At 61.2% G+C, this 23,704-nt stretch carries 16 protein-coding genes; 6 read left to right on the top strand and 10 right to left on the bottom strand.

What is annotated here, in order from left to right; genetic code table 11:
* Positions 1 to 135: 135 nt before the first annotated feature.
* Positions 136 to 5,967, bottom strand: coding sequence for a manganese-oxidizing multicopper oxidase MnxG (mnxG, locus tag AK821_RS25360; RefSeq protein WP_064392606.1), 5,832 nt, complete (start codon positions 5,965 to 5,967; stop codon positions 136 to 138).
* 199 nt (positions 5,968 to 6,166) lie between these two features.
* A complete protein-coding gene (locus AK821_RS25355; protein ID WP_064392605.1) occupies positions 6,167 to 6,775 on the bottom strand; it encodes a lytic transglycosylase domain-containing protein in 609 nt (202 codons plus the stop codon).
* A 206-nt stretch (positions 6,776 to 6,981) separates the two neighbouring features.
* Between AK821_RS25355 and gspG the strand changes: the two genes are divergently transcribed.
* From gspG to AK821_RS25340, 3 genes are all read left to right on the top strand, one after another.
* A complete protein-coding gene (gene gspG / locus AK821_RS25350; RefSeq protein WP_007913548.1) occupies positions 6,982 to 7,410 on the top strand; it encodes a type II secretion system major pseudopilin GspG in 429 nt (142 codons plus the stop codon).
* 14 nt (positions 7,411 to 7,424) lie between these two features.
* A complete protein-coding gene (locus tag AK821_RS25345) occupies positions 7,425 to 8,612 on the top strand; it encodes a type II secretion system F family protein (RefSeq protein ID WP_064392604.1) in 1,188 nt (395 codons plus the stop codon).
* 74 nt (positions 8,613 to 8,686) lie between these two features.
* A complete protein-coding gene (locus AK821_RS25340; RefSeq protein WP_082355493.1) occupies positions 8,687 to 9,163 on the top strand; it encodes a hypothetical protein in 477 nt (158 codons plus the stop codon).
* A gap of 266 nt (positions 9,164 to 9,429) precedes the next feature.
* Here the strand turns inward: AK821_RS25340 and AK821_RS25335 are convergent, their stop codons facing one another.
* Entirely contained in the window at positions 9,430 to 10,329 is a 900-nt protein-coding gene (locus AK821_RS25335) for a LysR family transcriptional regulator (protein ID WP_064392600.1), read from the bottom strand.
* Between the two features lie 159 nt (positions 10,330 to 10,488).
* On the opposite strand from AK821_RS25335, the gene AK821_RS25330 reads away from it, so the two are divergent.
* Together AK821_RS25330 and AK821_RS25325 are read left to right on the top strand one after the other, a co-directional pair.
* Entirely contained in the window at positions 10,489 to 11,511 is a 1,023-nt protein-coding gene (locus tag AK821_RS25330; protein ID WP_064392599.1) for an alpha/beta hydrolase, read from the top strand.
* Positions 11,512 to 11,619: 108 nt separating this feature from the next.
* Complete coding sequence (locus AK821_RS25325) at positions 11,620 to 13,047, top strand: mechanosensitive ion channel family protein (RefSeq protein ID WP_064392597.1); 1,428 nt, start codon at positions 11,620 to 11,622, stop codon at positions 13,045 to 13,047.
* A 235-nt stretch (positions 13,048 to 13,282) separates the two neighbouring features.
* Here the strand turns inward: AK821_RS25325 and ycaC are convergent, their stop codons facing one another.
* The 7 genes from ycaC to AK821_RS25290 form a co-directional block, all read right to left on the bottom strand.
* Entirely contained in the window at positions 13,283 to 13,906 is a 624-nt protein-coding gene (gene ycaC, locus AK821_RS25320; protein WP_007913541.1) for an isochorismate family cysteine hydrolase YcaC, read from the bottom strand.
* Between the two features lie 71 nt (positions 13,907 to 13,977).
* Positions 13,978 to 15,816 (bottom strand): amidohydrolase, encoded by a 1,839-nt coding sequence (locus tag AK821_RS25315; RefSeq protein WP_064392596.1) that lies wholly within the window; start codon positions 15,814 to 15,816, stop codon positions 13,978 to 13,980.
* A 43-nt stretch (positions 15,817 to 15,859) separates the two neighbouring features.
* On the bottom strand, positions 15,860 to 16,486 hold the full coding sequence (locus tag AK821_RS25310; protein ID WP_064392594.1) for an antibiotic biosynthesis monooxygenase: 627 nt from the start codon (positions 16,484 to 16,486) through the stop codon (positions 15,860 to 15,862).
* Positions 16,479 to 16,895 (bottom strand): DoxX family protein, encoded by a 417-nt coding sequence (locus tag AK821_RS25305; protein ID WP_064392591.1) that lies wholly within the window; start codon positions 16,893 to 16,895, stop codon positions 16,479 to 16,481. Before AK821_RS25305 ends, AK821_RS25310 begins: the two co-directional genes overlap by 8 nt.
* 153 nt (positions 16,896 to 17,048) lie before the next feature.
* Positions 17,049 to 19,934 carry an RCC1 domain-containing protein gene (locus AK821_RS25300; RefSeq protein WP_064392590.1) on the bottom strand — a complete coding sequence of 962 codons (2,886 nt, stop codon included), beginning with the start codon at positions 19,932 to 19,934 and terminating at the stop codon, positions 17,049 to 17,051.
* Between the two features lie 172 nt (positions 19,935 to 20,106).
* Positions 20,107 to 21,879, bottom strand: a complete 1,773-nt coding sequence (locus tag AK821_RS30965; protein ID WP_177330980.1) for a hypothetical protein — start codon at positions 21,877 to 21,879, stop codon at positions 20,107 to 20,109.
* A 146-nt stretch (positions 21,880 to 22,025) separates the two neighbouring features.
* Positions 22,026 to 22,949, bottom strand: coding sequence for a LysR family transcriptional regulator (locus tag AK821_RS25290; protein WP_064392588.1), 924 nt, complete (start codon positions 22,947 to 22,949; stop codon positions 22,026 to 22,028).
* A 210-nt stretch (positions 22,950 to 23,159) separates the two neighbouring features.
* On the opposite strand from AK821_RS25290, the gene AK821_RS25285 reads away from it, so the two are divergent.
* A complete protein-coding gene (locus AK821_RS25285) occupies positions 23,160 to 23,591 on the top strand; it encodes a helix-turn-helix domain-containing protein (protein ID WP_064392586.1) in 432 nt (143 codons plus the stop codon).
* Positions 23,592 to 23,704: the final 113 nt, after the last annotated feature.

Here is a 23,704-nt window from a genome sequence, read left to right as displayed (position 1 = left end):
CAAAACACCGACCCTGTAGGAGTGAGCCTGCTCGCGATAGCGTCATCTGCCTCACCATCCGAAACCGAGTAGCCCCAATCGCGAGCAGGCTCACTCCTACAGGGGATTTGCATCCACCGGGACATTACCGTTCCGCTACTGCCCCTGCGGCGCCGGTTCCGGTTCGTTGGTTACGCGCAGCAGTCCCCATAATCCGGAGGTGTTGCCGTAGGCCCCGTAGTCGCGGAACAGGTAATCCCCCGGGATCGCATTGCTGCCGCCGGCGCTGGGGATCATGAAGCTGAAGTGCGCGGCCGGCAGGATGCTTTCGTGGGCGCCGATGTACATCGACATCGGGTTGTAGCCGAAGCGCACCGAGCCCACGCCCGGCGAGCCCATCGGATAACCACCGACATCGCTCTTCTCGGCCTGGAACGGGTTCACCGACCAGACGTGCCCGTCGAGCTGGAACGTGGTGCCACGACTGCCACCGCTCGGCATCAAAATATGCGTACGCAACGGCTGCCCCGGTTTGGCGTAGAGCACCGGGGTCTGCGGATCGCCACCGACCAGCGCATTGCTGTAAGCCATGTGCGCATTGACCATGTCGCCGTAACCCGCGCCATCGGCATGACCAAACGGTGCATCCGGGGCGAGGCCGAAGCGGTACCACAGCGGTTCGGTCTTGTAGTTGATCGCCATGCTCGAGTTGTCCTGCGGATCGGTCGGCACGCCGAAGCCCTCAGCGGCAATCCCTTCCACCGGCCGACCATTAGCCCAACGGGTGTTCAACGCCTTGTGCCAGACCATCGCAAAGTCGCGGTAGCTGGTTTGCCCCGGCGCCGTAACCGTAGCGTTGACCTTGCGTGCATCGTCAACCCAGGTCGCGCCGATCGGCAGGATACTCATCGCCCCGCCAAGACCTTTTTGCGGCTGCTTGATCACGTCCGCCGGGGTGATGTTCAAGCCGCCGAACTCGACTGCGGTGGCGTTGATGTTGTCGACGCTGCGACCCAGTTGAGTCACCGGTTTGCCTTCACGCTCCAGGTGCCCGGCGTAGTACTGATAAGTACGGGTCGGGTACGCGCCGTTGCTGCCGACACGCGGTGGCACGGTCTGGATCGGGTTGGCACCGACGTTGGCGCCGTCGGATTTGGTGATGTCATACGCCAGCAACTGCGCGTGCAGACCGACGTGGCTGGACGGCCGCATCAGGTTGTTGCTGAAGGTGGTCGAACCCAGACCGCTGTTGCGATCACGCTTGACCATGCCCTGCATCACGGCAGTCTGGGTCAGGTCAGGCATCACGCTCGGTAGACGGTTTTCCAGAGTGATGTTGATGCAATCCCCCGCTGCCGCACGCAGCACCAGCGGTTCGACCGGGATGCCGGGTTTGAGCTTGCCGCTGACCGGATCGAGATCGGATTTACGCACATAGAGGATCGCGGTCGGGTCATGCAGCGGCCCGCTCTGCCCGCCGATGGTGATGGTTTCGCCATCCTCCGGATCGGTCACGGTGACCTGCGGAATGCTCACCGTGCGCGAGTTCAGCACCAGGGTGCCACCCGCCGGATTCAGCGGCCCGCCGACATGCTGGCCAAGCCCTTCGGGATCGCCGATGGTCAGCCCCAGCGTATTGCCGAGGATGTCATTGGCCAGCGCCGCGACCACTTCATAGTTGCGCTGCACAGTGGGCCGAGTGCCAATGCCGTTAGGGTTGGCGCCATAGCGCGGGCAACTGCCCTCGAACGCTACGGTGTTGCGCATGCCCGCCGGGCTCGGGTTGTTCGGGATGGCGAACAGGTCGCTGCGTTTGGCGGTGTAGTTGCGCATCACGCCCCAGATACCGCTCCAGTAGCCTTCGATCGAAGCGTCCATCGAGTACAGATAGTCGCCCGTGGTCGCCGCCGAACTGGACAGCATCGACACCGGCGCAATAAAGCCCATCTGCTCGGAGATGCCGATCATCTGCGACGCACGCCAGCCGGAGTTGGAGCTGTTGCCGAAACCGGAACCGCTCTGCAGCCATTTCACACCGTGCAGGGTGACGTTGTGCTCTTCTTCATGGCCGCCAGCATGCACCCGCAGCCGCACGTTGTCGCCGGTGTAAGTGCGCAGCATCGGTGTGAACGGATCGCCCGGTTCGGCGCCGCCCTTGTTGATGTGCGGCGGGAACAGCGGGGTGCCGCCGGGCGGGACGGCCGCCGCGGGGTGCCGCTTCGGCGCCAGGGTCATCGCCGGGCTCGCCCGGCCGGTGCGGCCGTGCCTGGCGGACGCCAGGCCGCCGCCGAGGCCGTCGGCCTGCATGCCGCGCTTGCCGTCCGGGCCGACCTTGTTCGGGTCATACACACGCAGGGCCAGCGGTTCGTTGCGATAGTTGACGACGAACATGCCCGGATCATCCACCGAAATCGCCTGTGGACATGGCCGGCTCGGGCAGCCCGGCACCTGACCGCCCTGCACTTCCAGTACACCTTCAAGCAGGTTGCTGGCGTTGTTACGCACTGGCGGGGTGATTGCGTAGCGGGAGCTGTCGGCGGGGGCCGGGGACGCCCGCGCATTCGGCCCACCGTTAGGCCCGGCCCCGACATAGACGCCAGCTTCATAGGCGTGCTGGAAGTCGCTGTATTCGAGGAAAAACTCGCGGAAGCTGTCGTTCTTGCCGTCGCCATCGAGGTCGCCGGTATTGATCACCGCTTGCCACGACGTCGGCCCACCGTCTTGACGCGCGCCGCTATAGAGAGGCTCGCCGGTTTCGGCGTGGAACCAGGTGGAACCGGCCGGCTCGGCGAGCACAGTCGCGTACAGACCGATCTGTTGATGCGTCGATGGGCCTAAGTGGTCGTGGGTGAAGATCGTGCCGAGGCCGCGATCGACGCCTTTTGCATTGACCACCGGATCAACGAACCAGCGCTGCATCGCCGTGCGCGCACCGACCCAATCGGCGCGCCCGTATTGGCCGAAGAACGGATGGTTCTTGGCTTTCGGGCAGGCCTGAGTGCCGTCGCGCGGGTCGGTACCAGCGCACTGGTTGAACTCGCGGATCGCGTGAATGCGTTCCTGCACGGCGCCCGGCGAGAGCACGCCGTCCTCGTAGTTCCAGCCGTTGGACGAGCCGTCCGCCGAGGTCAGATCCCACTTCGGCAGGTGAATGTGCTGGCCGATCACATCGGTCGGCGTGCGCACCTGATAGTCGTCCATCTCATAGGTGGCCGGCACCAGGTTGGTTTGCTGGTATTGCACGCAATCGAAAGTGTTCATGCGCATCACCAGCGGCTCTGGTGGACGCTGCTTGGTGATCACCGGCCAGGCGTCTTCCCACAGCGCCAGAATGCGCGCCTGCGGAAAGTGATAACCGACCTTGTTGTACACCGCGTCGAACTGGATGTTCGCGGCTTTGTAGATCCGTGGGCGGTCGGCGGTGAAGCTTGAGGCGCCAACAAAGGACATGCCGTCGATGCGCTCACCGCTGGCGAACTCACCGCTGCCAGCGCTGGCGGTCAGGCGTTTTTGCCGATCGTCCATGCACGGTTCGTAGTACGGCGCGCCCGCCATCGGCAAAGCGCCATTGGTGCGGAACGCTTTGGCGACCACTTGATTGCCGGGCAGCAAGGCATAACTTGGGTGATCTTTTTTCGCGTGGAAAGCCATCGCCGCCTGTTCGACTTCGGTGCCTTCTTCCGGCAGGTAAATCGGTTTGGCGCGGGTGACTTCCTTGGAGAAATCCAGCGAAGTGGTCACGGTGTGCGCCTCGCCACCGGCCGCGACGCCGTCGAGTGCATGACGCTGCAAGCCGCCATCCCAACCGCCAGACTGCGCCGGGTCAAGGTTGGCCCACAGCGCTTTGCCGCTGGCCTTCAAAGACTGCGCGGTGGCGGCGTCGAGCATGTCCAGCGGCGGGGTTGGCGGACGTTGGCCGACCGAACTTTCCATGCCGCCGATCCAGAACGGATAGCCAGGGTTTTTCAGGCTGCCGCCAGCGTTGCGGTTGGCTTCGCTGCGACCAACCAGCGCCGGCGAGCCGATGGCTTGACCGCCGGCGTTGCCGCCATGGTGTTCGCCGTCGTCGTCGCCCTCTTCTTCGTCATCGTCGTCATTGCCGGCGATCAGGGTTTCGCCGATTTTCGGCACCACCACGACTTTGCCCGGCATTGGCGCCATGGCTTTGCCCGGCAGCGGCACAATCGCCGGAATCGGTGTACCGGCAACGATTTCGCCGTCAGGCAAGGCGCGCGCGCCGGCCGCCGGTTTGCCGCTGCGCAAGGCAAACGGTTCGCTGTGGTAACCGTCGGCGCCTTGCTGCGAAACGTCGAGTCGAGTGCCTTCTTCGAACACATCGTGCACCCGCCACATGGCCCACATGCCTTGGGCGAAGTGCGGATAGAAATGGCAGTGATAGATCGCATCGCCGGCCACGCGGTTGCGGTTGCCCGAACCACCGTTGGCGATTTCATAGGTGTAACCGGCACCCGGGCCGATGCCCTGGGCGTCGACGTAATCGGAGTTGTCGTCGTTGGGGTTGAACAGCCACTGATGGCCGTGCAGGTGGAAGATGTGCTGCTCATGACCGTTGTGGGTATTGCGGAATTTGACGAAGTCACCGATGTAGCTGTGGTTGACGTTCGACGGCTCGGACGGATACAGGGCCATGGTGGCTTTCACGCCGATCTGATCGGCGCGCGGTATCTGGCCGGGGCCGATGTTTTCAAGTCCGGTGTTAGCCGGCACATCCACCAGCATCGCCACATCGCCGACTGTGTGCGAGCTGAGGAAGAATTCTTCATAAGCGCACGACAGGCAATCGTGCATCGGCCCCACGCCCAAGCGGTTGGCGACCACTTCGGCGCCCATGCCGCCGGAGCCATAGTTGATCATGAACGAGTCGCGGGTCGGCTCCAGCACATGGGCCATCACCGGGTCGGCCCAGTACGCGGGGAACGCTTGGGTGGCGGCGGTTTCGTCCTGGAACTGCGAGGCAAAATCGCGGAACGCTTCGAGGCGGTTGGGGATCGCCGGGTTGCGTTTGCCCACCGATTCCAGCGGATAGGTGCTGGACGGAAAACTGCCGTCGGCGTTGCTGCCCATGACAATCGCATCGCTTTCGCTGGAGATGATTTCATTGCCATCGACCATGCCGATGATCGGCGTACCGGCCTTGCCTTCGCGCAACCAAGGTTCGCGTTGCGGGTAGCGCGCCTGGTAATCAACGATCGGTTGGCCAGTGGGTGCACGGCCGGTGGTGGCCAGGCGCATTTCTTCTTCGGTGAGGGTATTGCGATAGGTGCGACCGCCCTTGGGCAACACGACGACCTGGCCGAACAGACCATTGGCGACGTTGCCGGCCGCGCCCTCGCCGCCAAACGTCGCGCCACGGCTGCTGACGGCAAACGCGCCTTCACGTTCGGCGTACAAGGTGTAAGAACGACTCGCGCCCGGTGGCACCAACGTATTGGCGTTCCGCCCGGTGAACGAGGAAATGTCATCGATGCTGTTCACCGCTTGCAGGCCGTTGACCTGGAAACCGACGTGACGATCCGCCACCTGCTCATCGACTTTGAAGTCTTCGGCGCCGTTGGCGTTTTCCGCGCCCTCTTCTTCGCCCTCGTTCTCAAAGTGCTTGTTCGGGTTGGCCTGATAGTCGAGCAGGTTCTGCAGATTGATCGTCAGGCAATCGCCGGCAGCCACGCGCAGCACCAGCGGCCGTGGACGCTTGTCCGGGCGCAGCGAGACTTTGCCCGGCACCGCGGCGCCGCCGTAAGCCAGCGACTGCTCATGCTCATCCACCACGTCGCGACGCAGGGCGAACATCATGCCGTTGATGTTCTGCGCACCGAGGCGGTTGAACATCAGCGGTTGATCGAAGGCGACAACGTTGGCCACCAGGTTGCGCTCGCAACGCACGGCCGCGCCGGCCAGCTCGACGCTGAGCATCGAGGCCAGAATCAGCAGCCAGTTAATCAGGGACGGAGCGTGAGGGAAGCCAGCCATGATCAGGAACCTCGTAGTGGGTGCTCGTGGGAACACTTCTCGACAAATGCCTCGGAGCAATCCGCGTGCCACAAAAAATTGCTTTAATGTTCAGTCAGTTACCGCGACCACTTGAGAATCCGGGGAATATTCCCCACCCCTATTCCCCACTTTTCGGGTCTATCCGGTTTGCCCCGAAAGTGGGGAAACCGGGTTGGGGTTACAACGGCGCGTCCATCGCCAACCCTTGCAAACGCCGGTACTGACGCAACACATTCGGTACATAACGCTGGGTTTCGGCGAACGGCGGAATTACCCGGCCACGGCTGAGCACCGCGTCGGGACCTGCGTTGTAAGCCGCTACGGCGAGGGCGATGTCGTTGTCGAACAGGGTCATCAGGCGCTTGAGGTATTTGGCCCCGCCCTGGATGTTGGCCTTGGGGTCGTAGACGTCGGTCACCCCCAACTCCCGTGCGGTGTCGGGCATCAATTGCATGAGCCCGCCGGCGCCTTTGGGCGACGTGGCACCGGGGTTGTAATGGGACTCGGCGTTGATCACCGCGTGCAGCAATGCTTCAGGCAACTGGTTGACTTTGGCGGCTGCCGAAACCAGTTCCGCGTAGGGCTGGTTGGCGATCATTTGCGGCTGTTGATCGAGGCTGACCACAGTGGCTTCAGCTTCGCGGATCACCCGTTCGTAGGTGCGTCCGGGCCGGTGCACGTTGGACAGTACATAGCTGCCCTTGGCGTCCACCGAGATGAACACATCGGCCTGCGCGGCGCCGCTGAGCAGCACACATCCGAGCAATCCGCTGGCAAGGAATTTCATGTCGGGCCTCCCCGGATCGACCCCGATAAATTGGGGGAAATGCCCCAATGGCCGATCACGTTTGAGCCATACGCAAGCACTGTGCCGACTCTTGAGATGCCCGGTTCACAAGGGCTTCAGCCAATCAGGTGATTTTCAGTGGGGGCTGAGCATGGCAATTGCATAAGCCCTTCTGGCGACACGGCTACCACTCACGGGAGGTCATCATGAAGCTGCAATTTCGTCCGCGTGGCCAACGCGGTTTTACCCTGCTCGAATTGCTCGTGGTGCTGGTGGTGCTCGGCCTGTTGGCCGGGATCGTCGCGCCGAAATACTTCGCCCAACTCGGCCGCTCGGAAGTGAAAGTGGCCAAGGCGCAGATCGAAGGGCTGAGCAAGGCACTGGACATCTATCGACTGGAAGTCGGCCATTACCCGTCCACCGAACAGGGCTTGCAAGCCTTGGTCACCGCCCCGAGCGACGAGGCGAAATGGACCGGCCCGTACCTGCAGAAAAAGCTGCCGCAGGATCCGTGGGGACGTAATTACGCCTACCGCTATCCCGGCGAAAACAGCGAGTACGACTTGCTGTCGATGGGCAAGGACGGCCAGCCCGGCGGCGAAGGCGAAAACGCTGAAGTGACCAACTGGCAGTGAGCGGAGCGCGGCCCATGCGATTTCATTTGAAAGCGGTCGGCAAGGCTGGCGTGGTGTCCTTGAGCGTCGAAGCGCCTGGTGACAGCGAAGCGCGGCGGATCGCCGAGGATCAGGGTCTGCGCGTGCTCAGCTCGCACGCCGACAAGCATTGGCGCTCGCTGAAACTGCGCCAGCGCGAGACCTTCAACCTGGTGTTGTTCAGTCAGGAACTGACCACTTTGCTCAATGCCGGCCTGCCGTTGATCGATGCGCTGGAAAGCCTCGCCGAAAAAGAAACCGCCCCCGCCGCCCGCAAAACCTTGAGCGAACTGGTACGCCTGCTGTACGAGGGCAAATCGTTTTCGCAGGCGCTGGGCCAGTTGTCGGCGGTGTTCCCGCCGTTGTACGTGGCGCTGGTGCAGTCCAGCGAAAAGACCGGCGCGGTCGGCGATGCGCTGGGGCGCTACGTCAGCTATCGCCAGCGCATGGACGAGGTGCGGCAGAAGATCATCAGCGCCTCGATCTACCCGATGCTGTTGCTGGTGGTCGGCGGTGGCGTGGTGTTGTTCTTGATGGGTTATGTGGTGCCGCGCTTCAGCCTGGTGTTTGAAGGCTTGGGCAATAACCTGCCGTGGCTGTCGCAGGTGTTGATGAGCAGCGGCATGTTTCTGCATGCGCATCAGGCTGAGTTTTTCGGTGCGCTGGCAGCGATTGTCATCGCCCTCGCCGTGCTGCAAAAGCAACCGGCGTTTCGCCGTGGGCTGGATCGGCTGGTGGAGAAACTGCCTGCGGTGCATCAACGGATTTTCATGTATGAACTGGCGCGGTTTTATCGTTCGCTGGGGATTCTGCTGCAAGGCGGGATTCCACTGGTGACCGCCATGGCCATGGTGCGTGGCTTGCTCACCGTGGCTTCACGCGTGCGCCTGGACCAGGCCTGCGAGCGGGTGCGCGAGGGGCAATCGTTGTCTACCGCGCTGGAACTCAATCACCTGGTGACGCCGGTGTCCCTGCGCCTGCTGCGCGCCGGTGAACAGTCGGGCAACCTCGGGCAGATGATGGAGCGCAGCGCCGACTTCTATGACGAGGAAATCAGCCGCTGGCTGGAGTGGTTCGTGAAGTTGTTCGAACCGCTGTTGATGACGTTTATCGGCCTGCTGATCGGGGTCATCGTGATCCTGATGTACATCCCGATTTTCGAACTGGCTTCGAGTATTCACTGACTCCGGGAACGGGTCCGGGCCCTGTAACAAGGCACTTTTACGTTCCCAACAAGACCACAAAGACGGAGAACGATATGCACCTTAAAAAGCTCGTGCTCGCAATGGCCATCGGCGCAGTTCTGTCGGCGTCTACGATACTGATTCCGGATAGCTTGTCCGGGGTTTCCAGTGCTTATGCCAAGGATGGCGGGAGTGGTGGTGGAGGAAGTGGTGGTGGCGGTGGCGGCAGTCACGGGGGAAATGGCGGTGGCAGCGGTGGAAATGGTGGAAGCGGAAGCGGTGGCGGTGGCAGTCACGGAGGAGGCGGTAATAGCGGCAGCGGTGGCGGCGGGAACAGTGGCCACAGCGGCAGCGACCACGGCTCGGGACACTCGGGCGACAGCGGCTCATCCGGTCGCAGCGGCACGCACGCCGAAGCGGGGGATGACCACGGGGTCCACCGCGCGGGCGAAGTCGGTGATGATCGTGGCGTGCATGCTGCAGGCGAAGTCGGCGATGATCGTGGCGTACATGTCGGCGGCGAGCCGGGCGATGACAAGCGCGCCAACTGATCCATCCTGAAAACACCACACCCCCTGTGGGAGCTGGCTTGCCAGCGATGAGGCCGGGTCAGACAAAATTGTATTGCCTGACACACCGCCATCGCTGGCAAGCCAGCTCCCACAGGGTTTTGTGGCGTACACAGATTCCGCAAACAACCACCATCAATTGTAGGAGTGAGCCTGCTCGCGATAGCGGTTATTCAGACACTGAAACTGTGACAGACGAAACGCTATCGCGAGCAGGCTCACTCCTACAGTTTTGATTTGCGTACGGCTCAGAGGGCGACGTGGCTCTCGTTCAGGCGTTCACGCAAAAACTCGACCAACGCCTGCACCGGTCTGGAGGCTTGGCGGTGTTGCGGGTAAACGGCTGAAAGTGTCAGCGGTTCCGGGCGCAAATCATCCAGCACCGGCACCAACCGGCCGTCTTTCAACGCCGCGCCGACAATGAACGTCGGCAGATAAGTAATGCCCATCCCCTGCACCGCCGCATCCCTGAGCAACTCGCCGTTGTTCACGCGCATGCGTCCGGTGACATTGACCAACAACGGCTTGCCCTGCCCCGCGTTGAAGCGCCACTGCACCGAACGACTATGCCCGTACGGCAAACAGTCATGGCTATGCAGGTCTTCCGGCTCGAGGGGCGTGCCACGTTCAGCCAGATACGCCGGGCTGGCGCAGTACACCCGTTCGATCGAAGCGATGCGCCGAGCAATTAGCGTCGAGTCTTCGAGCACGCCAATGCGCAACGCCAAGTCGTAGCCCTCGCCGAGCAAATCCACCGGCCGATCACTAAGATCGACCTCCACCGTGACCTCGCGATAGCGCTGCAAAAACATCGGCAGCAGGCAACCCAGATGCGCCACGGCAAACGACAGCGGCGCACTCAAGCGGATCGTTCCGCGCGGCTCGGCAGTCTGCCCGGCGATGCCCTGCTCCACTTGCTCGACTTCGCCCAACAGCCGCAGCGCCGATTCGTAATAGCTCTGCCCCAGTGGCGTGACGTCCAGACGCCGCGTCGAGCGGTTCAACAACCGCACGCCAAGGCGTTCTTCCAGTTGCATCAAGCGTCGGCTGACGAACTGCTTGGACAGGCCCAGTTGATCGGCCGCTGAGGTAAAGCTGCCGGAGTCCATGACCTGGCAAAAAATACGCATGTCTTCGAACGGGTTCATTGTCACTCTCTGGTGGACAGTTAAACGCTTTATAGCCGCTTTTTCACTTTCAAGCAGCTCATTAATCTGTGCTCACGGTGTTGCTGAGGCCTGAAGCCCAGCGCCACAGCAGCCCGCAACTCAGGCAAAAAATCAAAATTATTCAAAAGGATTTCCACCATGAACATCGTCAAGAAAACCCTCACCGCTTCCCTCCTCGCCCTTTCCGTCAGCAGCGCTTTTGCCGCCGGCAGCCCTGGCGTGGAACACAACACCCAGGCATTCCTCGATGCGCTCGCCGCTGGCGGTGGTGGCCCGCTGGAGCAACTGAGCCCGAAAGACGCCCGTGCGGTACTGACCGGCGCGCAGGCTTCGGTGAAGGTGGACTTGTCCGGCGTTGAAGTCAGCGACAAAGCGATCAAGGTCGATGGCCAGACCATCAACCTGAAAGTGGTGCGGCCGGCCAAGGTCAAAGGCGAGTTGCCGGTGTTCATGTTCTTCCACGGTGGCGGCTGGGTGCTCGGTGATTATCCGACGCATCAGCGCTTGATTCGTGATCTGGTGGTGGGCTCGGGCGCTGTCGCGGTGTACGTCGATTACACGCCGTCGCCGGAAGCGCAGTACCCGACCGCGATCAATCAGGCTTACGCCGCGACCAAATGGGTGGCTGAGCACGGCAAGGACATCGGTGTCGACGGCAAGCGCTTGGCGGTAGCGGGCAACAGCGTCGGCGGCAACATGGCGGCGGTCGTGGCGTTGATGGCCAAGGAACAGAAAACCCCGGCGCTGCGCTTCCAGTTGCTGATGTGGCCAGTGACCAACGCGCAGTTCGATGACGGTTCGTACCAGCAATTCGCCGAGGGTCACTTCCTCACCAAAGGCATGATGCAGTGGTTCTGGGACAACTACACCACCAACCCGGCCGAGCGTGCGCAGATCCATGCCTCGCCGCTGAACGCCAGCGCCGAACAGCTCAAAGGCTTGCCTGCCGCCCTGGTGCAGACCGCTGGATTCGACGTGTTGCGTGATGAAGGCGAAGGCTATGCGCGGCACCTCGATGCGGCCGGCGTGGCGGTGACCTCGGTACGTTACAACGGGATGATTCATGACTTCGGCCTGCTCAATCCGCTGAGCCAGATTCCTGAGGTGAAAGCGGCCGTGCGTCAGGCGGCGGCTGAGTTGAAAACCCACTTGCAGCCTTAACGGCAGAAGATCGCAGCCTTCGGCAGCTCCTACATGGGAATACGTTCTCCTGTAGGAGCTGCCGCAGGCTGCGATCTTTTTATTGGCAGACACTGCGGAGCTTCGGTCATGACCCTTTTCTACACTCACCTGCTGTCCTGGAGCGCCGCCCTGCTGCTGCTCGACGCGGTACTTTGGCACTTCTCGCCCTTCACCCATCGCGCCCCGCGAGTGGGTGTGCGGCTGGTGCTGTTTCTGGCGTTCACGGCGCTGGTAATCAACGCCGGCGTCAGTCCGTTGCAAGCGCCGGTGTTCGTCGATGACCGGGTCGCACAACTGGGCGCGACGGCACTGGGGATTCTCTGGTGGCTGTACGCTGCGCGGGTGCTGACCGAAGTCATCGGCCTGGCGCTGATGCGTCGTATCGGCCACAGCGGTCGCTTGCTGCAAGATGTGATCGGCGCGTTGGTGTTTCTGATCGCCACGGTCGCGGCGGCGGGTTACGTGCTGGAGCTGCCGGTGAAAGGCTTGCTGGCGACCTCCGGTGTGGTCGCCATCGTTGTCGGTCTGGCCCTGCAAAGCACCTTGGCCGATGTGTTTTCCGGGATCGTGCTCAACACCACCAAGCCTTATCAGGTGGACGATCTGGTGATGATCGACGGCGTCGAAGGCAAGGTCTTCGACATCGACTGGCGCGCCACGCACTTGCTGACCAGCGCCGGAACCATGGCCGTGGTGCCGAACTCGGTGGCGGCCAAGGCGAAAATCGTCAACCTCAGTCGCCCGAACAACATGCATGGCGTGTCGATCAGCATCAAAGTGCCAAACCACATTCGTCCGCGCCGGGTGCTCGATGCGCTCGACCGCACCTTGCAGGGCAGCAGCAGTTTGCTCCTTAGCCCGGCGCCAAAGGCCGTATTGAAAGAGGCCGGCGAAACCATGTCGGAATACGTGGCCAGCGGTTTCATTGCTGAGCTGGGCAAGAAAAGCGAGGTGCGTAATCAGTTGTTCGACCTCGCCCACCGGCACCTTGAAGCCGCAGGCATTTCCCGGCATCCCGACGGTGTGATCGAACCCTCGACCCGCGCCCGTGCGCTGCTCGATGAAGTGAAAATCTTCCGTTCGCTGAATAGCGAGGAGCGTGATCGGCTCGCCGAGTCGATGGTCGCGCAGCAATACACGGCGGGCCAGGTGGTGCTGGATCTCGACGAAGTGCCGGACAGTCTGTTTGTGATTGCCACTGGCGTGGTCAGCGCGACCGTGCCGGACGGCGACAGCAAAATCGAGGCCGGGCGCATGGGGCCGAGTGAGGTCATGGGTGAACAGAGCATTCTGGCGGATACGCCGTCGCAGGCGACGTTCACGGCGCTGACGTCGAGCATCATTTATCGTCTCGACAAGAACCTGACTCGTGAGTGCATGGAAAAGCGCACGGAGGTGGGTCGGGCGTTGAATAAATTGCAGGCGGTGCGTCAACAGAACAGTCGCCTCGCGTTGATGGCCAAACCGGTGGCGGTGAGGAAAGGCGGGTTTCTGGGTTGGTTGCAAAAGCGTTGATGCGAGGATTTTAAGATCAAGAGCCTACCCCCTCACCCCAACCCTCCCGAAACGTCGGACCGCCCCCAAGGGGGCGAGGGGGAAAGGGAGCAGACCGCATGCAATCCAGAACCTGAGTTCGGCTCGGTATTGCACGTCGGCGTACCTTGAAAGAACCCCTCGGTCAGTCCCCTCTCCCTCCGGGAGAGGGTTAGGCGGGCGGCGTTCCGATGAGGGGCTCTTCAAGATCAGCCGATTACTTGGCAGTGAACTTGGTATAGCTGTTGATCAAATTACGATAGTTCGGCAGACGCTCCGACAGCAAATGCGCCAGACCTTCCATGTCGTTGCGCCAGTCACCCTGCAGCTCGCACGCCACCGAGAACCAGTTCAGCAGGTGTGCACCCGCCGCCGACATCCGCGCCCACGCCGCTTGTTGCACGGTAGTGTTGAAGGTGCCCGACGAGTCGGTCACCACAAACACTTCGTAGCCTTCAGCAATCGCCGACAGGGTCGGGAATGCCACACAAACGTCAGTCACCACACCGGCAATGATCAGTTGTTTGCGACCGGTGGCCTTGATCGCCTTGACGAAGTCTTCGTTGTCCCAGGCATTGATCTGGCCCGGACGCTGAATGAACGGCGCATCCGGAAACTGCTCGCGCAGCTCAGGCACGATCGGGCCGTTCGGGCCGGCGTCGAAACTGGTGGTCAGAATGGTCGGCAGCTTGAAGAACTTGGCGATGTCGCCCAGCGCCAGCACGTTGTTCTTGAATTCGTTCGGGGTGAAATCCTGGACCAGCGAAATCAGGCCGGTCTGGTGATCGACCAGCAGTACAACCGCGTCATCTTTGTTCAGACGTGTGTAAGGAACGCTCATGGGAAAACTCCTGGATGGACGGATGGATGAAGCGTGAAGCGCCGACCGGATGGCCGGCGCTTCAGGGGAAATCAGAAAGCGAAGCAGGAACAGCCGAACGCGCCCCAGAAACCGGCGAAGTCGCTGACCGGCGCATTCGACATCCGCGCCTTTTCATGGCTGTGGGTGTGCACGGCGCACGGGCCGCTGCACTGGTGAACCTGCGCCTGCAACGGCGAATTCGGCCGCCAGTGGCCCGGAACCTTCACCACCGGCGACCAGTCCGGCAGCACCGGAATCGAACGCGGGCCGAGGTCTTCGAAGTCGCCAGCCGCGTAGACAATCTTGCCGCCGACCACGGTCATGACCGACTCGATCCACTTGATCGCTTCTTCTTCGACATGGAAGAAGTCCGCGCTCAGCGCCGCCAGATCCGCCAGTTGCCCGACCTTGATCTGGCCTTTCTTGCCCTGCTCCGAGGAGAACCAGGCGCTGCCGTGGGTGAACAGTTCCAGCGCGGTGGTGCGCGGCAGACCTTCTTCATACAGCGCCAGACCGCCGACGGTACGACCGCTGACCATCCAGTACAGCGAGGTCCACGGGTTGTAGCTCGACACCCGCGTCGCATCGGTGCCCGCACCGACCGGAACACCTTCGGCGAGCATGCGTTTGATCGGCGGAGTCGCTTCGGCGGCTTGCTTGCCGTAGCGGTCGACAAAGTACTCGCCCTGGAACGCCATGCGATCCTGAATCGCGATGCCGCCGCCCAACGCTTTCACGCGCTCGATGTTTTGCGGGGTGATGGTTTCAGCGTGGTCGAAAAACCAAGGCAAACCGTTGAACGGAATGTCGCGGTTGACCTTCTCGAACACGTCGAGCATGCGGCTGATCGATTCGTTGTAAGTGGCGTGCAAACGGAACGGCCAGCGCTGTTCGACCAAATGGCGCACCACCGGCTCCAGCTCCTCTTCCATGGTCTGCGGCAGATCCGGGCGCGGTTCGAGGAAGTCTTCAAAGTCCGCCGCCGAGAACACCAGCATCTCGCCGGCGCCGTTGTGGCGCAGGAAGTCGTCGCCCTGATGCAACTTGACGCTGCCAGTCCAGTTCTGGAAGTCGCTCAGTTCTTCTTTCGGCTTTTGGGTGAACAGGTTGTAGGCGATGCGCACGGTCAACTGGTCGTCTTTGGCCAACTGCTCGATCACCTGATAATCGTCCGGGTAGTTCTGGAAACCACCGCCGGCATCGATTGCACTGGTCAGGCCAAGGCGATTGAGTTCGCGCATGAACTGGCGGGGCGAGGTGCCCAGCGATTCCAGCGGCAGCTTCGGCCCTTTGGCCAGCGTCGAGTACAAGATCATTGCGTTCGGCCGTGCGACCAGCATGCCAGTCGGGTTGCCGTTGCTGTCGCGGACGATCTCGCCACCCGGCGGGTTCGGCGTGTCGCGGGTGTAACCGGCGACGCGCAGCGCGGCGCGGTTGAGCAACGCACGGTCATACAGGTGCAGGATGAACACCGGGGGGTCCGGCGCGGCCTGGTTGATTTCTTCCAGGGTCGGCATGCGTTTTTCGGCGAACTGGAACTCGTTCCAGCCCCCGACCACACGCACCCATTGCGGCGTCGGTGTGCGGTCGGCCTGATCCTTGAGCATGCGCAACGCATCGGCCAGCGACGGCACGCCTTCCCAACGCAGTTCGAGGTTGTAGTTCAAACCGCCACGGATCAGGTGCAAGTGCGAGTCGTTGAGGCCGGGGATGACACAGCGGCCATGCATATCGACCACTTGCGTGTTCGGCCCACGCAGGGCCATGGCTTGATTATCGTTGCCAACAACCACGAAACGGCCGTCGGTGATCGCCACGGCACTGGCCAGTGGTTTGGTGCGGTCGACGGTGTGAAATTGGCCATTGAACAGAATCAGATCGGCGCTCATCGCAGTTCCTCAAGCAAAGTGAAAAGGAGCAAACCCCGCGCGCTCAGCGTGGCGAGGTTTCTTGGGAATCGAGGTGTTCATGGGCCTGGCTGGCTTCGAGCCACGGCGTAAACAAACGGGTGACCGGTGGCATCACCACGTACACCACCGAGAGGACGATGGTCAGGGTGATCAGGAACGTGGCGACCACGTAGTTGGAAAGAATCGGATGCAGCGCCAGCAGCGGTCCCCAGATCAGCGGTACGAGCAAGGTGTGCGGCAGAATCACCAGCAGCGTGACCACGGCCTGCTTCCAGCGCGGTGGCGGTGACGCGGCATCGGCGAGCGGGGTAAACCAGAATTCATTGACCGGCGCGACTTCGGTCTGATCGCCATCAGCCAGCATTGGCGCGGCTTCGGCGACCAGCGCCTGACGCTGCGGTGATTCCAGCCAGCCTTGCATCGCTTCGGTGGAACTGAAGCGCAGCACGCAGGTGTAAAAGTCGAGACGGCCGCGCTTGCCGCGCACCACATCAACGCCCAGATGCCCTTCGCGTTGCCCCGCAACACGGACGATATTGCGCAGCCAGGCCTCGTATGCCGACTCGAAACCGGCCTTGACCCGGTGTTTGATGATCAACGTGACCGTCTCATCGGCCCCCGGTACTTGTGGATTGAGGACTTCAGGCATAACGCAACACTCCGGGCAAACGAACAGAAATCGCCAGCCGTCCCGGCCCGGCGATCAACACAGTGGTAAACAGGATCAACAGCAACCAGCCGAACTGCCCCTCGGCCACACTCCATTGCGGATGCACGACCAGCAGCGCCACCAGCAGCACAAAGAGAATAGGCACGCAGGCCAATCGCGCCAGTAATCCGGCGACGATCAGTAACGGACAGACGACTTCGGCGAAGATCGCCAGGATCAACGTGAGGTGGGCACCGAGGTGGAACGGGTCTTCGATCAGTTGCAGCTGTGCGGTGAAGTCCAGCAGCTTGGGCAAGCCGTGAACCCACAGCAGAAACAGCCCGCCGCTGGCCCGCAGGAACAGCAGACCGAGGTCGCGCGCCCGTTCATTCTGTTGCGAAGTGTTCATGACCTCACGCCCTTGAATTCTTATCGAACGCAATGATGCCGAGGCCGGGAGGGGAAAACTTGAATGTACGTGCTCTCTTTAAAGTGAAAGCCTCAACCGGTACAGGCGCTGCCGAAAGCTGCAGCAACGCCTGTATCGTCAGCGGTCTGATGGCTAAACGAGGTAATAGGAAAGCTGGCGGAACAGTTGATCCTGAACCGCATCACTATTCCCTCCGCCCCCCGGGAGTCCGGCGGTCACCACTCTGCCGTCAGCCGTCAGGAAGGCGAATGCCTGGGCGTTACCGGTAATCGCCCTGACGCTTGTCAATTGACTGGCAACTGAACGGACATCGCCCCCCCAAACCGGATTGCCGAAAGCATCGGCTGTGCCGTCGGCATACAACACCGCATAGGCACCATTGGTACTGGCGATCTGCATGATGTCGTCCCGCCGCGCCACGGTGTCCGGAACCCTGCCGCCTTGGTCCTGATCGCCCCATGTATCGATCCTGTTGCTGTCCAGGCGTAACGCAAAACCATAGCCGCCGCCAATGAGTTCGATGACGTTGGTGTAGGCGGAAATTCGCGACGGCACCAGGCCACCTGCGGCCGGATTACCCCACGCGGCAACTCGCCCGCTGGACAGCCGCACCGCGAACGAAGACCCGGAGCTGGTCACTTCGACAATATTGGTGAGTCGGGCAATGTCGGCGGGCACCTCCCCTCCAGAACGCCCCTCCCCCCAACCCATTACCGTGCCATTGGCTCTGAGCGCCACGCAGGCGTTGTGGTTGCAGGTGACTGCGACGATGTCGCGCAGCGCGGCGATCTCTGCGGGCAAGGCGCCACCAAAACGCGCATCGCCCCAGGCGACAATTTGCCCACTGGCGAGCAACGCCACGAATGCCGAGACCGTCGCAAAAACGCTGACGACAGTGCTGAGCCGCGCGATGGCCGCCGGTACTGCCCCGCCAAAGCGGGCGTCGCCCCATGCCTGCACTTGACCGTTGGCGCGAATGACCGCGAAGCCATAGCCGCCGGGTGTGACGTTGATGACGTCGGTCAAGCGCGAAACTTCGGCGGACACCACACCACCGAAACCGGCGTCTCCCCAGCCGACGACAGAACCATTAGCGCGCAATGCCGCAATAGCCCGTGCACCACCGAACACCTCAGTGATATCGCGCAGTGCAGCAATGGCAGGCGGCAGAATTCCCCCGTAGCCGCGATCGCCCCATGCCACCAGACTGTCGGAATCCCTCAGGGCGACAAGCACCCCATGTTCTTCGCGAGGCGTAGCGGGATCACCCCACCCGTTGCCGAAGATATTGGCACGTTGCAACACCACCTGATATCCAGCGCTGCCAACCCGAAGCAAACGCCGGGGTTGGACATCATCGAAACGCTGACCTCGAAACTGCCGGCTATCGCCTTCGTACTGCCACACTGTTTCCATCGGCTGGAGACTGACCGGATCAAGCGCCGACAGAATCCGCGAACTGCCTTTATTCGACCAGTACCTGACCGTGGTCCCGCGTGAGCCAATGACCAGAGGCACAACGAGACTCGGTGCTTCACTGATGAAAACCGACAACGATGGCGATTCGAATATCCGGCCATTGCGCAGTAACAAGAAATGAAGCTTGACCGGTTTACCCCTGTTCGCTGCGATGAAGGCCAGATCCAGAGGAAAGTTGGCCCGGCTGTTGGCGTTCAGAGGCTTCGCTTCAAACACTGGCGATCCTGCGCCGGGAGCGCCTTCGACAATCAGCCGAACCGTATCGCCCGGCTGAAACCCAAGAACTTCAACCTGCCCGTTCGCCCCTTGAAGGTTGGCAGGATCCGTTGGATCGAGCACGCCGTTGACAGACTTCTGCAATCGCGGCGGTTGCAGCTCCGGCAAGCCTTCGCCCACCACCCGTGCCGTAGCGGTGCTGGAAATGCCGAGCAGCACACCGTTACGCAATACCTGATAAAACCCACTTACCGCATCACCGGAAATCACTTGGTCATTGGCCACTTGCAAGATGACGGGCTTGAGCTGTCCGAAATCGTCGGCTTCGATTTTGCCGTCAACCACTACGTCCGGCTGACCTGCGACCTGGGAGCGATAGGTTGCCCGAATGATGTCGTCTGAGCGCAGACGGATGTCGACGGTGCGTACAATCAACAGCAGCGGGTTTTTACCGAGTTTCTCCCGGTCAATGATTTCCGAGACATCGCCGCTGTCCGCCTGGCTCTCCCGAAAGATCAGGGGCGCGAACCGGGTACCCTCCAGATTTTCGTCGACGATCTGCGAAGCCGACCAGAGCGCATCGGGATCGACGGTGTTACCAAGTTGATCGGTGACGGTAAAAGCGAACTCCAATGTCTGGTCCGGCCGCTTGGCGCTGTCGAGAAAGGCCCGGGTCACGGGGAAACAAACGGTGATGGGAACGGCCGATCCCGGATTGGGCGGCGGTAGCGCCTCAGTCGGCTTGACGGTGTAATTCAGAAGGCTAGCGTTGCACTTCAAGGTAATCACGTCGTAAGCCCGGCAATACGGATAACTGACGCAAACCTGAGCACTGGTAAAGTCAGCTCCAACGCCTTCGAGAATGGCATCGGGCAACACCAAGTGCAGTTCGCTATGGCCTTCGACTGTGGGCTGGGTGTCCTTGAGTCCTGGGCGAATCTTGTTGTACAGCGCGGTCAGATTCGGCGAGGTGGCGATGTTCTGACTACCGCGCACGATATTGAAGAACACCCGATTGACCAGGTCGAAAGACAGCCGTCCATTCGGAATGCGCAGAAAAATGACTGCATTGACGTCAGAGATGATTTGACTGTCCAGCAATGCCGACTCACCCTCGCGAAACAGTTGAATGACGTCGCCTGGATTTATCGATCCACTGGCAATCGGGTCAACGCGGACCGTTGCCCCGAGCCCGTCGGCGACCTGATCGGATATTTTCAACGGTATGCCAACGTCTGCGCCCACCACCGAGTGGTCGGCCTCAGGGATGTCGGGTGGAAAAAGTGCCAACACGCTGGTGTCGCTGGATCGGGACGTACTCATGTGCCAGGTTCCTGTGCAGTGAGGTATGGACAGGTCCTAGCAGATCGCGAATCAGGGCATTGCGCACCTGACAGTTCTGACAGTTGTGTGCCAATTCAAGACGAACGGTATCGTCTGGAAAGACAAATCTCCCCGGCTCATCACACAGTAGAACGGACAGGTTTCGAATTGGCTAAGGCACAGCCCGAATGGTGTACTCACGCGTTTGAAAGATCGCTGCCGTATCGAGGTTCGCAACCTGATCCAGATTGACCCTGAAGCGAATGACCAGCTTGCTGCCTTCCTTCAGCAGTCGCAGATAGCTGGCCGAGACCACAGGCCTGATGCTGCCATTGGTAACCCAGGCTCGATGCACCAAGTTCGTCGTCCCTACCCACATCTGCAGGTTGTGCGTCCCGGTGTCTCTCTGTCCTTCCAGATCAAGCCAGATACGTTGATTCACAGAAATGTGCGGCCAGACACCAAACAACAGATTTGCGCCGGATTGAACGTCTTTCAGATCGAGAATATCGCTGCCGTTGGCCTGAGTGATCAGTGGCGCCGTGAGTCGATCGCGGGCAATCGGCAAAACGTTGAGGCGCAGAGGTTGCGAAGTCACCGGGGCAGAAGCGCCTCGGGTATAGGTGAAGGTCACCTCCATTATTTTTCCGATGCTGAATGCCACCAGCGACACCGGCAAATTGATCTTCAAAGGTCTTGTAGTGCCCGCGGCAATCGGCGTGGAGGTATGTGAACCCACAGCGGGGGTACCGTCAGCGGCCTTCACCGTGACAGAAACCATATCGGTGGGTTGCTGGTCGTAATCCAGCACTGCAGTCAGGGAAGCGGTGGCATTCAGCGGGTCGAGATTGACGCTATCGGCAGACTCCTGAATGGACAGCTCACCACGTTGAACCTGCTTGACGGTGATCGTCCATAGGTCGGAGATCTCTCCATCGCCATACAAAGCCTGCGCCTTGAACGGGTGCGGACCGACACTCAGAGGAGACAAGGGAAGCTGCCAAATACCGGAATCGGCGCGAACCATGCCCTTGGAGTCACTCCCGTCAAAAACCTCCACTTGTTCGCCGGCCGTCGCGCTGCCGCTGATTGTTACGCCGGTATCGGTCGTCTCGCCGCCATTGGCAATGTCTTGGCCGGCGGCATCTTTAACCGAGAGGATGGCGGGTTTTCCCGGAGTGGGAGGCGCATTGGTTTTGACAATGTAGTGGCGCGGTGCGAAGCGGATTGCATCAGCCTCGACCAGATTACCATCGAACGAAACACTGAACTCGACCGTCAGCACACTACCATCCTTGAGTCCCTTAAGCGGATCAGCGGGGAAGTTTTGCCTGAAAAAGCCAAAGCGGAAGAAGTCCAGGTCGACCATGTTGTCGGGAGCAAACCAGTAACGTTGTTCAAATACGCTGCCGTTGGCGTTGGTGCCTTTGAGCCAGGCCCAGAAAAAAAGACCTCGCCTGATCAGCAGCCACGCATTGATTCTCAACGCAAACAGGCTCAGGTCGTGCACAAACAGCAGCTGTCCCTCACCGGCGTGTTCTGCCTGCTCAATAAAGGGCCTGGGCAGATCACTCTGTGCCAACGGCAACACGTACAGAATCAGCGGTTGAGACGTGACTGGCGCGGCGTTGCCGCGAATGATGTCGTAGGTCAGCGTGACCGTCCTGCTTTGGTTGATAGACACCAACGAAGACAAAAACTTCTGCTCTACCGGGCGTCTGTCGCCCACTTCCGAAAAGCCCGAGGTGTATGAGCCCTCGGCGGGAGTACCCGGTGCGCCCTGCCATTTGACACTGATTCTGTCGGTGGACTCGAGGACAGCTTCCACGACGATCGTCAGCGAAAACCTGGCATGCGCCGGATTCAAGAGGGCGGGAGCCGAGCTCTCCCGAACGAAAGGTGGTGGCAAGTCGTCAGTGGTGATCGTGGCCAATGGACGGTTCATCATTCACTCCTTGCATGATTGATATGGCCCCAAAGGACACCACCTCATCACACATTGGAATGTGCATTGGCGCTACTGTCAGAAGTTACAGGTCAAGGCATGTTCCCGACGAACGGCCCAGGTTGATCCAGGGACTATGCACAGCCTCATTTCTGCTCGATATCCAGCGCAGCCGACATGAACTGACTGATCCGCGATCTGAGCCATTTCTCCGCCGGATCATTGTCATGCACCCCGCTCCACGCCATCGACAACTGTGCCGCATCGATCGGGAACGGCGGGTCTTCGGCGCGCAACGCACAACCCTCGACCAAAGCGCAGGCGGCGTAATCCGGCACGGTGGCGATCATCTCGGTGCCGGCAAGCAAGGCACGCAAGCCACTGAATTGCGGCACTCCCAGCACAACGCGGCGCGAGCGGCCGACCTTGGCCAGGTCGACGTCGATATTGCCGCTCAAATCACCGGAGAACGACACCATCGCATGCGGGCGCTGGCAGTATTCGTCGAGGGTCAGCGGCCCCGGACGATCATCACCACGGAGGACTTTGCAGGGAATGTCGCGCAGCTTCTTGCGCTTGGCGTTGGCCGGCAGATCGGTGGTGTAGCTGACGCCAACGGAAATTTCGCCGGACGCCAGCAATGCCGGCATCAACAGGTAATTGGCGCGACGGACGACCACGACAATGCCCGGCGCTTCCTCCTGAAGCTGGCGCAGCAATGGCGGAAACAGGCCGAATTCAGCGTCATCCGACAAGCCGATGCGAAACACCTCACAGCTGGTTGTCGGGTCGAATTCCTTGGCCCGGCTGACCGCACCGGAAATCACGTCCATCGCCGGCTGCAGCTCCTTGAGGATGGCCAGCGCACGTGCTGTCGGCTCCATGCCGCGACCGTTGCGCAGCAGCAACGGATCATCGAACAGATCACGCAAACGCCCGAGCGCCGCACTGACCGCCGGCTGGCCCATGAACAGTTTTTCGGCGACGCGGGTCAGGTTCTTCTCGAACATCAGTGCTTCGAAGATCACCAGCAGGTTCATGTCGACGCGGCGCAGATCGTTACGGTTCATGGGCACGGATTCCTTATAGCCAACCAGACGCAAGTGCTGCGCACTTTACGCGATCCGCGGCCCTGTGAACGTGGGGCCTGAGCGAAATTAACAACGATTAACTCGTCACTGGCCACGCCCCGTCCAACAATGAGTCCCTCTGCGCAGCGTTGATTTTTGACCTGTGGGAGCGCGCTGCCCGCGCCTTCCCCACCGACACGGACCTTGGCCATGGCTTATTTGCAGCAAACCGTCGCCCTCGCCCCTGCCTGCGAACCGCGCAAAAGCGCCATTGGTGGACTCAGTCCACAACGCGAACGACAGGTCAAACAACTGATTCTCGAACGCCTGGGCGAAAGCCTTGAGGTGACCGAACTGGCCCGCGCCTGTTCGCTGTCACGCAGCCATTTCTCCCGCGCCTTCAAGTGCAGCACCGGGGTATCGCCGCAAGACTGGATCCGTACCCAGCGCATCGCCCGCGCCAAGCTGCTGATCCAGCACACCGACCTGAGCCTGACGCAGATCAGTCTGGAATGCGGCTTCTGTGATCAGGCGCATTTCTGCCATATGTTCACCCGCAGCGAAGGCATCAACCCGTTTGCCTGGCGCTGTCAGGCCATGCGTGAACCGAAGACCCGCCGTCCACAACCTGCCCTGTTTTGACGTTCGCTTCTGCGCCAGCCGTTGCGCTGACGCCAAAACCTGAGGATTATGCCGGGACACCCCGGATCAGAAGGCCTGCGCGCGCGCCCGGCCCTGATTCGTCTTGTCCGCCG

The organism is Pseudomonas sp. RIT-PI-r (assembly GCF_001297015.1).
In the GTDB taxonomy this organism is placed as follows: Bacteria; Pseudomonadota; Gammaproteobacteria; order Pseudomonadales; family Pseudomonadaceae; genus Aquipseudomonas.
This window is presented reverse-complemented; position numbering and strand designations above follow the sequence as displayed.